Annotated in this window: 8 protein-coding genes and 3 pseudogenes; 7 read left to right on the top strand and 4 right to left on the bottom strand. The window is 38.1% G+C overall.

Features of this window, described 5'->3' with window-relative positions:
- Positions 1-232 precede the first annotated feature (232 nt).
- From I6E24_RS03345 to I6E24_RS03320, 6 genes and pseudogenes are all read left to right on the top strand, one after another.
- Positions 233-5,530 carry a DUF4011 domain-containing protein gene (locus tag I6E24_RS03345; protein ID WP_235326210.1) on the top strand — a complete coding sequence of 1,766 codons (5,298 nt, stop codon included), beginning with the start codon at positions 233-235 and terminating at the stop codon, positions 5,528-5,530.
- Between the two features lie 37 nt (positions 5,531-5,567).
- Positions 5,568-5,863, top strand: a pseudogene (rhuM, locus tag I6E24_RS03340) (RhuM family protein); the annotation flags it as partial.
- Between the two features lie 41 nt (positions 5,864-5,904).
- Positions 5,905-6,084 (top strand): annotated as a pseudogene (locus tag I6E24_RS03335) (cell filamentation protein Fic); the annotation flags it as partial.
- 205 nt (positions 6,085-6,289) lie between these two features.
- Entirely contained in the window at positions 6,290-6,994 is a 705-nt protein-coding gene (locus I6E24_RS03330; protein WP_235326208.1) for a TapB family protein, read from the top strand.
- 262 nt (positions 6,995-7,256) lie between these two features.
- Complete coding sequence (locus I6E24_RS03325) at positions 7,257-8,054, top strand: hypothetical protein (protein ID WP_235326206.1); 798 nt, start codon at positions 7,257-7,259, stop codon at positions 8,052-8,054.
- A gap of 15 nt (positions 8,055-8,069) precedes the next feature.
- The gene (locus I6E24_RS03320) at positions 8,070-8,822 is read left to right on the top strand and encodes an SDR family oxidoreductase (protein WP_235326204.1); all 753 of its coding nucleotides are present in this window, start codon (positions 8,070-8,072) and stop codon (positions 8,820-8,822) included.
- On the opposite strand, the pseudogene I6E24_RS03315 reads toward I6E24_RS03320, so the two are convergent.
- From I6E24_RS03315 to I6E24_RS03305, 3 genes and pseudogenes are all read right to left on the bottom strand, one after another.
- Positions 8,819-9,172: pseudogene (locus I6E24_RS03315) on the bottom strand (putative quinol monooxygenase); the annotation flags it as partial. The gene I6E24_RS03320 and the pseudogene I6E24_RS03315 sit on opposite strands and share 4 nt — an antisense overlap.
- A 195-nt stretch (positions 9,173-9,367) precedes the next feature.
- Positions 9,368-10,324: an aldo/keto reductase gene (locus I6E24_RS03310; RefSeq protein ID WP_394800353.1), complete on the bottom strand. Its 957-nt coding sequence runs from the start codon at positions 10,322-10,324 to the stop codon at positions 9,368-9,370.
- Positions 10,325-10,511: 187 nt separating this feature from the next.
- On the bottom strand, positions 10,512-10,730 hold the full coding sequence (locus I6E24_RS03305) for a hypothetical protein (RefSeq protein ID WP_235326200.1): 219 nt from the start codon (positions 10,728-10,730) through the stop codon (positions 10,512-10,514).
- A 163-nt stretch (positions 10,731-10,893) separates the two neighbouring features.
- Between I6E24_RS03305 and I6E24_RS03300 the strand changes: the two genes are divergently transcribed.
- A complete protein-coding gene (locus I6E24_RS03300) occupies positions 10,894-11,799 on the top strand; it encodes a helix-turn-helix domain-containing protein (protein ID WP_235326198.1) in 906 nt (301 codons plus the stop codon).
- 16 nt (positions 11,800-11,815) lie between these two features.
- On the opposite strand, the gene I6E24_RS03295 is transcribed toward I6E24_RS03300, so the two are convergent.
- Positions 11,816-12,622: an AraC family transcriptional regulator gene (locus I6E24_RS03295; RefSeq protein WP_204507697.1), complete on the bottom strand. Its 807-nt coding sequence runs from the start codon at positions 12,620-12,622 to the stop codon at positions 11,816-11,818.
- Between the last annotated feature and the right edge of the window lie 11 nt (positions 12,623-12,633).

Here is a 12,633-nt window from a genome sequence, read left to right as displayed (position 1 = left end):
TCTTTGTATTGTAGAAATAACACGCTTATTTAAAGTAATTAATATGCAGTGGAAATACAAATAAACAGTAATTACTTTCGAATAAGACAAAACTTTATAATATATAAAAGAAGAAATATATCAACACACTTAATGAGTATTACTTCTCTTACATCATCTTTATGTATGGATTAAATGAAGGTATATGAAATTCCTGATTTTGACATGATAAAAAAAGAAAAATACATATACAATGAAATCAGTTAATATAGATATAGATTATATAAAAACGGTAAACTATGCATTGTTTCATAATCGAATACCTGTTTGTCAATCGGTTAATGTAACCAATATTTCGGTTCAACATTTGAATGATGTAAAGGTATGCTGTAAAGGGGAATTCATCAAAGAGTACGAGAGCTATCTAATAGGACGAATTAACGCAGGAGAAACGGTGCGTGTAATGTCTTTTGAAATATCTCCTGATGCGTCAAAACTGGCGGTATTAACAGAAAGGATTGTAACATATTTTACTTTAACAGTAACAAGTCAGGACGAAATTATAGAAGAGAAACAGTACGAAATAGAATTAATGCCATACGATCATTGGTTGGGGATTACTATTCTGCCACAAACTCTTGTTTCGTTTGTAACTCCTAATCATCCGGCTATCAACAGTTTGGTAGTCAAAACAGCTGAAGCCTTAAAAAAAGTAACAGGTTCTTCTGTACTGACTGCCTATCAGACTTGCAACAGTAATGATGTGCGTTTGCAAGTTGCTGCCGTTTTTACAGCCGTACATCAGCTTGGAATTGTTTATCGCAGTGTGCCAGCAAGTTATGAAGATATCGGCCAACGTATTACAATGCCAGACCAAGTAATATCTATCAAAATTGGAAATTGTATTGAGCTTACCCTTCTTATGGCTTCAGTGTTAGAAAGCATTGGAATCAACACTGTTGTGATAATTCAAAAAGGGCATGCCTATCTTGGGGTATGGCTCGTTGATGACTGTTATTCCTGTAGTATATGCGATGATGCTTCTTACATAGAAAAAAAATGTTCACGAGGCATTGATGAAATGCTTGTCGTTGAATGTACGCAGGTAGCCCAGGAAACGACTTCATTTGAAAATGCTGTAAAGATTGCAGAACAGAATTTAGCAGACCATAGTGTTTTTGAGTTGTTTATCGACATTAAAAGAAGCCGTCTGGAACGGATTTTCCCTTTACCGACCAGAGTACTGACTAATGGAGAATGGACATTCGAAGAGACAGGCGTAGGACATGAACAATGCCTGTTCGAAATAAAAGAGCATGACAGATACGACCTCAGCCTGATGACAGACAAGAAAAAAGAGCTTACGAAGTTTGATATTTGGGAACGAAAATTGCTTGACTTCTCCTTACGAAATTCCTTACTAAACCTTTATTTACGCCGTAAAGCCATACAATTCATTTCTTTTGATATAGACCGTATAGAAGATCATCTTCAGGATGGTGAAGAATATTGCATTATTTCAAAACCAAATATTGAATTTCAGCTTGACAACAATGAACGTTTAGTCCGTTCAAAATTACACGAACAATTACATGAATTGATTCGTAGCGACATAGAGCATCATGTGCTACATACTTATCAGACCGAAAATGAAACTCGAGATGTGCTGAAGAATATATATCGTGCAGCTCGTAATGCAATTGAAGAAACAGGAGCCAATTCATTATTTCTTACTATAGGTACTCTTCGATGGTTTGAAACTCAACAAAGTGAAACTCCGCGTTACGCCCCCTTATTATTACTTCCTGTAGAGATGGTCTATAAAAAGGGGAGATACTATATTCGCACAAGAGATGAAGAAATATCACTAAATGTAACCCTAATAGAGTTCATCAGGCAAAATTATGGGATTCAGGTAAATGGATTAGATCCTTTGCCAAAGGATGAGAGTGGAGTTGATGTACCTCTAATTTTTGCTGCTATTCGCGCAGCACTGAAAGAGCAAAAACGCTGGGATGTCGAGGAGGAATGTTTGTTAGGTACTTTCTCTTTCAGTAAGTTCCTCATGTGGAATGATATACATAGCCATAGAGAAGAGCTACGCAAAAACGATATTATAAATAGTCTGGTAGAGAATAAACTTACTTGGACTCCGGAACCTATTACTGACAATTTAAGAAATATTGATCAGCAGATTTCACCAGCAGAAATAGCTTTACCGGTTCCTGTAGATTCTTCACAGATGGCTGCTGTAATAGAAGCAGGTAAGGGGCACTCGTTTATCCTGTATGGTCCTCCCGGAACCGGAAAATCGCAGACAATTACAAATCTGATAGCAAATGCCCTTTATCAAGGGAAGCGTGTGCTTTTTGTTGCCGAGAAAATGGCAGCACTTAGTGTAGTACAGAGCCGATTGGCAAAGATTGGTCTTGATCCTTTCTGCTTGGAACTTCATTCCAATAAAACTACTAAACGGCATGTACTGCAACAATTGGAAAAAGCTCTTCAAGTTACCCACATCCAATCTCCTGAAAATTTCGAATTTCAGGCAAACAAAATATTTGAAGAACGCAAAGCACTCATTGCATATATGAATGCTCTTCATGAAAAAGAGCCTAAAGACGGATTATCTCTCTATGATTGCATCTTGCGATATGAAGCTTTATCCGTTGCTCCTATGAACAATTTCAGTTTTAATTCTTCACTGGACTCACTACTAACCAAAGAAGGTATAAAAGGAGTTGAGAATTTACTAGGAACACGCTTTGATACGGTTGTCAAATTGATAGGACATCCATCATGTCACCCGTTGAATGGATTCCAGATTAATCGGGATATGTTACAGCATAGTGAAGAAACAGTCATGAACCTTCATAAAAAAATACAGGTACTGAAGGTACTGATGTCGAAAAGTCATGAATTATCTCATACAAAAGAACTGTATGAACTGCTATTACGTGACAACTCTTTAGAATTCTTTAATGAAAATGCCGAAGAGCTACGTATTTCATGGCGTGAAATCAAAGCTAAATGGTTCATACCACGTTTCTTTGCCAAACGCAGTTTCCTTAGGCGTTTGAAACAATACAACCAATACATTAGGGAGCAAGAAGTTGATTCACTAATAAACCAGTTTGCCATTTATCAAAAACAGCATGAGGAAATAGAACAAATCAGACAAATTCTGAAGCAATACTTTGATATTGAAACACCAACAGATGAAATGCCGGAAAACAGTATCATCGAAACTGCCATGGGCAAAATGAAACGATGGGCAGAAAATTCTGCCCTGATGCGCGACTGGCTTCATTGGTCTGAATTTTGTAATGAACTTAAAGTGAATGGACTGGAGTGTGTGGTTAAAGTCATGCAAACACAAAGTATGGATACAACTGTTGTGCGCAATACCTATCTAAAAGCTTTATTCCAATATAAAGCAGAAGAAAAAATCCGTAAATCAGAAATTTTAGCTACATTCGAAGGTATGCTTTTTGACGACAAAGTAGCTACCTATAAACGCATGACAGATGAATTCCAATTACTCACACAAAAAGAACTTTATGCTAAATTAGCGACCAGAATACCGCGTGTTATCGACAATGCGAGCAGTGGTAGTGAAATAGGTTTACTCAATCGCAATATCAGTAATGGGGGACGTGGATTATCCTTACGCGATTTATTTGAACAAATACCGACCTTACTACCACGTTTGTGTCCGTGTATGCTGATGAGTCCGATGAGTGTAGCACAATATATTAATCTCTGTCAGGATAAATTCGATTTAGTAATATTTGATGAAGCTTCCCAGATGCCAACAAGCGAAGCGGTTGGTGCAATAGCCCGTGGAAAATCACTTGTCGTAGTAGGTGACCCCAAGCAGATGCCGCCAACCAGTTTCTTCTCTTCTACTAATGTAGATATTGAAGAAGCATGCATTGATGACATGGAAAGTATTCTTGAAGATTGTCGAACTCTTGAGATTCCATCCTTACAGCTCTCATGGCATTACCGTTCACGTCACGAAAGTTTGATTGCTTTTTCGAATAACGAGTATTATGATGGTTCTCTGATTACATTCCCCTCTATTGATGACCAGCATACCAAAGTACATTATGTTCACGTTTCGGGTTATTATGACAAAGGCGGAAAACGTTGCAATCTGACAGAAGCAAAAGTAATTGTAGAAGAAATCGTCCGCAGACTTAGAGACGAAGAATTACAAAAGAAAAGTATAGGTGTGATTGCATTCAGTGTTGTTCAACAAAGTCTGATAGAAGATTTGTTGCAGGAACAACTGGAAAAAGACAATACTTTACAGGATATCATTCAGCAAATGTATGAACCCGTCTTTGTGAAAAATCTGGAGAATGTTCAGGGAGATGAACGAGATGTAATACTTTTCTCTATCGGATATGGACCAGATAAAGATGGAAAAATTTCCATGAATTTTGGCCCGTTGAACAATTCAGGTGGTGAGCGCCGTCTTAATGTTGCAGTAAGCCGTGCACGTCAGGAGATGTATGTATTCTCTACGTTGAAATCATCTGATATTGATTTGCGTCGTTCAAAAGCTCGCGGCGTGGAGGGACTGAAACATTTTCTACAATATGCCGAAACACAGTCATTGCCTTCATCTTCACAACATAATGACAAGTATTTTAATGATAACCTACTGGCTGAACAGATTGCAACAGAACTGAAGAAAAGAGGCTATACAGTAGCAACAAATATTGGTCGCTCACAATTCAAGGTAGATGTGGCAATTTGCGATGAAAATAAAGCTGACACATATCGTCTCGGTATTCTTTTGGACGGTGAGGGATATCGCGATACTCATACTACACGCGACCGCGAGGTAGTACAACCTTCTGTCCTTTCGGCATTAAACTGGCAAGTGATGCGTGTTTGGAGTGTAGATTGGTTTAATAATAAAGAAAGAGTGATAAATCGTATCATAGAACGTCTTTCTTCTGAATCTGAAACTGAACAGAGATCTCAGATTAAGTCTTTTGACATCTCTCAAGAAAAGTTGGAAGATTGTTCTCTAAATGCACGGGAATATATCTGCTATAATACCAACAAGGCAGAAGCTATAAGTTTATCAGATGAAACACTTATGAAAAATATTATTTCAACTGAACAACCTATTACTTTTATGCTTCTTTGCCGACGAGTTTGTTCGTTGCGTGGTAGTGGAAGAGTAACTCCAACCCTTCAGAAAACTCTTAGTATGTATGAGCCATCTTTTTATAAAGATGATAATGGAATAATGTGGTTAAGCAAATCAGACAGTCATAATTATCAGATATACAGACCTAATTCTAATCGTGACATTATAGATATTCCACAGATAGAGTTGTTGAATGTAATTAAAGAATCGCTATTTGAACAGGTAGCTGTTGACGAAGACAGTCTGACACTGATTGCAGCCAAAAAACTTGGTTTCACACGACGTGGAACAAATGTTGAAACAGCTTTTAAAAAGGCTTTGGAAGTACTGAGAAATCAAGGGAAGATTGAGTATATTGGAAATAATATCCGATTAAAATAAAAGAATCGACCATGAATGAGAGCAAAACTATGGAAATATAATTCTCTACCAGACGGAGGATGGCAAATCAAGGATAGAAGTTACTCTATGCAATGATACGGTTTGGCTTACAGCCGAACAAATGGCAGAACTGTTCCAGAGAAACAAATCTACCATTTCCCGACATATTAATAATGTATTCGAAGACGGAGAGTGAATCCGGACTCAGTTGTTGCATTTTTTGCAACAACTGCCTCTGACAATAAAAAATATAAAGTAGCTTACTATAACCTTGACATGATAATCAGTGTAGGTTATCGTGTAAAGTCATACCGTGGAGTACAGTTCAGAATATGAGACAGAAAGGCAGATAAACGATTCTAATTATAACCAAAATAAATAAAATATCCATCCGTTTCTTTGATGACAGAGAAGTACGTGCCATTTGGGATGACAAGAATTCCAAATGGTGGTTTTCTGTACTAGATATTGTAGGCGTGCTAAATGCCCAAGATGATTATACCAAGAACAGGAACTACTGGAAGTATCTGAAAAACAAGTTGAAGAAAGAGGATTACTTGAACGCGTAAACAGGAAAAGTGATAAATGAAGTTGGATAGTAAAAATCAAAAACAAGGTTTAATCGGCTGACATTTACATTATATTCATTTTTTATATACATTTCTTTCATACCTGTAGATGATTAATTTTATTTTTTGTAAGTTCGCATCGTTTTTGGAAATAACTTGATTTATTAAACAAATAAAAGACAATTCCATTATGAAAAAAATAGCATTATTCGTCAGTGCATTACTCATTTGCGGAATGGCTGAAGCACAGTATTTCTGCACAAAGAACGGTACGGAACTGCATTACGTAAACTATGATGAAGTGGGCCAGAGTATTTCTAACGTAACTACCACTGTAAAAAACGTTACAAGTGAAGACGGTAAGACTTTTGCAGATTATTACAGCAAGACAGTGACTACCAAGACAAAAAACAACACTTCCTATTCACTGACACAATGGAGCTACGATGGTAATAATACCGTTTGTACAGAAGACCTGATGTACGAACTTTATATAGCTTCGGACTCCGACCCTGATAAGTACGGTCCTACAGCTAAAGCGGCCCTGCAAGAGGACAGAAAGTTCGATGGAGACAACTCTTTTACATTGTCGGACAATGCAAAAGCAGGTGAATCTATGCCTGACCGCTCATATAAACTTATTCTTAATATGCTGAAAAACGAAATAAACATTTCAGGGGCTGCATATATGGGTAATGAAACTGTAAGCACCACAGCTGGGAAATTCGACTGTATTAAAATATCATATCTGAAACGTACAAAGATTGTATTGAAGACTACTACATTGAGAATCACTGAATGGTATGCAAAAGGTGTAGGGCTCGTAAAGTCTGAGGCTCACGATACAAAAGGCAATGCCTACGGAAAGACCTTGCTGACCAAGATTGTAAAATAAAATTCAAAAGGAACAGAAAAGTAAAAATATTTTTATGAAGGTAGCACTCTCAACAGGGGTGCTACTTTTTGTTTATCAAACACCGTTTAAATACCATTCAAGCAGTATTTAAATGCTGTTTAAACGGTATTCACTATGGCTGATTTGTAAAAAACGAAAAACAAATAATAAAGATACAGAAGATACTTTGTAATTATTAAAGCTTTGGCTAACTTTGATATGAATAACAGACTTTATATCCTTTTGTAAAAAACATCTGTATATGAAATTCAGGATTATCATACTATCTGCATTTTGCCTCTTTACAGCGGGTATCTATGCCCAGGAAGACAACTCAAAGTTGAGAAAGGACAGCCTGAGAGCCATAACTGATGAAAGTATTGGCATACCGAAAATATCACCTGCCAACAATGGTATGAAAAAGCCTGAAGTAAAGGCTGAAACGGAAATACAACAGATGGAAATACAGGAAATAAAGTTGCGCCGCCCGTTCTACATGCCTTACTATACGAACCCCTCTCCTATGTTCTACGGTGATTACAGTACCGGCGGAATGATGGCTCCCAATCTGTATGGTTACGGCTCGCAATCAACGTTGCCCGGGATTGGAAGAATAAACGAAGCGTCACTGATGTACCAATACAATATAAATGATTATTGGGAAATACAGGCAGGACTGAATGCTACCAAGTTTAATTTCCCGTTCAGTACCGGTCAGGTTTTCGGAACATCTGGAGCAGTAATTTACCAACCGAATGAGAAACTAAGTTTGAGGGCTTTCGGTTCATACGCTCCTGCAAATGCTTACGGATTTCAAATGAGCAGTTTCGGAGGAACCATAGGCTATGAGTTCAACGATAGATGGGGAATGGAAGTTGGTGCAGAAAGGATATATGACCCTATGAGAGGAAGATGGGACACACGCCCTATTGCAATACCTTATTACAAATTCAACAAGACCAAAATAGGACTTGACGTAGGAGGTATTCTTTATGAGATAATAAGAAGCGCAAAATTTAAAAATCAGGGCGGCAACCCTACAATAATGCCGGGAAGATAAATTTCAATATTAGTTATGCAGTTCGACAACAAAGTATGTATAGTAACCGGAGGTAATGCCGGTATAGGCAGATGTATTGCTGAGAGTTTCAGTAAAGAAGGTGCCAGAGTATATGTTATAGACAGAGACATTTACCACTATACTGACGAAAATATATTCTGCTACAAAGGGGATATTTCAGAGAAAGAAGTACTGGAAAGTTTTGCCGCATGGGTATTGTCAAAAGAAGAGAGAATTGACTTCCTTATAAACAATGCATGTCTGATGAACGGAGGTATATTAAGCGGATGCTCATACGAAGATTTCATGTATGTGCAGAAAGTCGGTGTGGCTGCCCCTTACTGGCTGACTGTATTATTCAAGGAACATTTCTCCAAAGGTGCGTCCATCGTCAACATATCTTCAAGCAGGGCATTCCAGTCGCAAGCCGATACAGAAAGCTACACGGCGGCCAAGGGCGGTATAGCAGCACTTACTCATGCTCTCGCTGTAAGCCTCAGCGGTATGGCAAGAGTGAACTCCATTGCTCCAGGATGGATTGAGACCGCACGTTTCCACAAGGATACAGAAGTTCCTAATTACTCGGAAGCCGACATCATGCAACATCCGTCACAGCGCATAGGCGAGCCTGAAGATATTGCCAGAGCCGTTATGTTCCTGTGTGACGAAAAGAACAGTTTCATCAACGGAACAAACCTCACGATAGACGGAGGAATGGGCAGACTGATGGTATATCATAATGATAACGGTTGGAAAATGGAACTTTAATACAGCCGCCGGATAACATTATCGATATGACTATTCGGATTAAGAGGTATTTGGTCGGAAAGTAAAAGACTTTTTACCATGTGGAGTGTTCCTTGCTTGTACTTTTGAAAGTGCTCTGAAGCTATATGCTGTTCATAAGCGGCTTTACTTGCATAGGTTTCAAGAATGGTAACCTTGCAAGGATTATCTTTTTCACTCACAGCATACATAGTCAACACCCCTGGTTCAGTAAGCAAGGAAATCTCCCCTACTTCTACAGCATATTTAATATATTCATCAAGGAATTCCGGATATACCTCTATTTTCGATAGACGGACTATGCCGTCTGCCTCCATCGGCAATTTGTGACATATAATTTGTTTTTCCATATAATAAGAATCACATATATTTATACTCTTCTCCTGTGCTTCGGATTTTACACTCAGAAGCATAAATAAAGGTAACAACAAACGACAAAATAATATCTTCATTTTTTAACTTTTAAATCTTAAAAAAATACCGATTATTATATGATAACTAAAAAATACCGAAGCCTTGCATCGTCATTATTTATCTATCTGACTTTCAGTAAACGGATCTGCACGATGTCCCATAAGGTCTATCTTTGCATATTCACGATCAAACTCCTCAACTTCCCATGCAGCCAGACGTACTGTTCCAGCTCCAAGTAAATCATCCAGGTGTTGAGGGTTTGTTGTACCGGGAATAGGAACTATCCACGATTTACGCGACAACATCCACGCAAGGGCAAATTGTGCCGGAGTCATATTCTTTCGCATAGCCCACTTACGAATTAGCTTCACTAGTGGCATATTATGTTTTAAAGCTTCGGGAGTGAACTGCGGTAAATTCCATCTACGGTCTCCTTTATGAAAAGTGCTGTTTTCGTTTATCACACCAGTTAGAAACGCCCGTCCCAACGGACAGTATGGCACAAAACCAATACCCAACTCTTCAAGTGTAGGAAATATCTTAGTTTCAGGCTCACGCCACCAGATAGCATATTCACTCTGAACTGCTGATAACGGACAAACAGCATGAGCCTTTCTGATAGATCTGGCACTGGCTTCAGACAAACCCCAGTTTAAAACTTTTCCTTCTCGCATTAAATCTTTAACCACTCCTGCAACTTCTTCCATTGGAACTTCAGGATCAACACGATGTTGATACAACAAATCAATATAATCAGTACGCAAACGCTTTAACGATCCTTCCACAGCTCTGCGAATATGCTCCGGCCTACTGTTTAAAGCTGTCGGTTTACCTTCTTCAACTCCGAAACCAAATTTCGTTCCAATTTTCACCTTGTCACGAAAAGGAGCTAAAGCCTCGCCCACCCATGTCTCACTGGTATATGGCCCATAAACCTCTGCCGTATCAAAGAACGTTACACCCATATCATAAGCATGGCGAATAAGAGATATCATATCTTTCTTTTCATACTTACCACCATAATAACCAACCATTGGCAGACATCCTAGACCTATTGCAGATACTTCCATTCCTCCGAGTTTTCTACGTTCTATACTTCCGGAAGATACTTCATTTATATCTTTATCTACATTCTCAGACTCAGAAGTACCATCGGCTATCACCTTAGATATGCCAGTCAAAGAACCTGCGGTAGATAATACTGCCACAGATGATAGTTTCAAAAAATTTCTTCTGTCCATATTCTATAAATCATTATTAATTACTATTATCAAAACCTGTCAAACCACGTAATATTTCTATTTCGTTATCTTCTAGTTGTAGTTCACATTCCACATTATCTGTATCTTTTATAATTCCATTCTGCATCAGAAAAAGCTGCAAAAGTGTTTGTGGATTAATGTGATAACGGTCTGCAATAAAACAAACGACCTCGTCTTCACATAATTGGGGAGAAATGATGATTTGCCTATCCATTTTTCACTGTTTTTTTGATATCACAAAGTTACTTGCACCAGATAACAGTGAAGTAACAATAAGTGGGACATTTGTATCATTTTTACTGATAATGCCACTATTGAGTTTTAAGATTAAGTGAAAAGTTTTATTTTTGCCGTGACATGGATAAAAGCATAGCACAATGAGCAAAATTCTGAAAGTAAAAAATGTAAACGATTATTGTAACTGGCTTGGTTATGAATGCCAACACCAACAGGTTTGTGTAATTGACTACAAGGAAGTCTCCCCTATACGTCATTGTCTGGCCAACTACAGTGTTTACGGAATATTCTTTCACGATGAAGCAGAAATAGACTTGACATACGGGTGTGGCAAATATGACTACAAGAAAGGTACTGTAATTTGTGTCGCTCCGGGGCAGATTGGAGGAAAGGAAGACAACGGTGAACGAGTTATGCTGACCGGATGGGCACTACTTTTTCATCCTGATATACTACAAGGAACGACACTGGAAAAGACTATAAAGAATTATACATTTTTCGATTACCGCATAAACGAGGCTCTACATATGTCAGAAGAAGAACATGACATTTTGGTGTCATTAATGCACCAAATGAGATATGAGCTATCAAAAAGACACGATGAACAACAGAATGCAATTATAGTGGGCTACATAGAACTGATGCTTAATTTCTGCCAACGTTTCTACAATCGCCAGTTCCTGACCAGAAAGCTGGAAAATTCAGATATACTGATGCGATTCAATTCCCTGTTACAGGATTATTATGAGAAAGGAATACAATTTACACTCGGATTACCCACTGTACAATATTGTGCAAATGAATTATGCATGTCGTCAAACTATTTTGGAGACCTTATAAAAAAGACTACAGGCGATACCGCAAGTAACCATATCAGGCAATACATTATTCAACGTGCCAAAAATGAACTTATAAGCGGAGCAACAGCATCACAAGTAGCATATAATCTAGGCTTTGACTACCCGCAACACCTTAGCAGATTATTCAAAAAATGTTGCGGATGTTCCCCGACAGAGTATGTAAAACAGAAAAGGAATGACATTTAGCACTTAATCATGCCCATCACTCTCTGTAATCAGAAGGCTTTATACCTGAATATTGTTGTACATAACGGCTGAAATAGGCCATAGATGAAAACCCGAACATATCTGATATCTGTACTAGCGAAAGAGATTTATCGCGGAGCAGACGAGTTATATCAAGTATGGTATAATTATTGATCCAATAATTGGCTCCGTATCCGCTAACCTTCTTTGAAACTTCGGACAGGTATTTTGATGTGACACAAAGGCAATCCGCATAATATGTCACCTCTCTGTGCTCGCGGTATGCTCCGTCCTCCAGCATCTTCAGGAATCTATTCATAATGGATGCATTTTGTGTGGTAATATCATTTTCACCATAAATACGGGCATGGAAATCAAAAAAATCAAGAATTGCCATCCGCATCGCATTAATAACCGTCTCACGATAAAAACGATGACTTGTGTCGTTTATCCTTTGCTCAAGCAGTTCAAAATCACGAAGACATATATCCTGTTGCTCACGATTTAAGTGCATGACAGGATTCAGAAACAAGGCCAACTGTCCCTTAGTTCCATAATTACTCTGCGGAGTGCATAGAGTCACAAATTCCGGTTTTACATAAATAATTCTGCATCGGAAATCATCTGATGCTTCTATCTTTTCTATCATTTTACGCTTGCGTATTATGGACAGATCGCCTGCATGCAATTCAAAATCCTGCCTGTTGAAACAGTACTTACATGTTCCTCCCAAACAAAGCATATGGGCAAGATACTCCTCGTCCGAATCTGTTTTTATTTCACCAAGTCTATGGGCTATGAATATTTCTTTATTTTCTTCCATATAAATATCCT

The sequence above is a fragment of the Bacteroides caecigallinarum genome (assembly GCF_021530995.1).
GTDB classification, from domain to species: Bacteria; Bacteroidota; Bacteroidia; order Bacteroidales; family Bacteroidaceae; genus Phocaeicola; species Phocaeicola faecigallinarum.
This window is presented reverse-complemented; position numbering and strand designations above follow the sequence as displayed.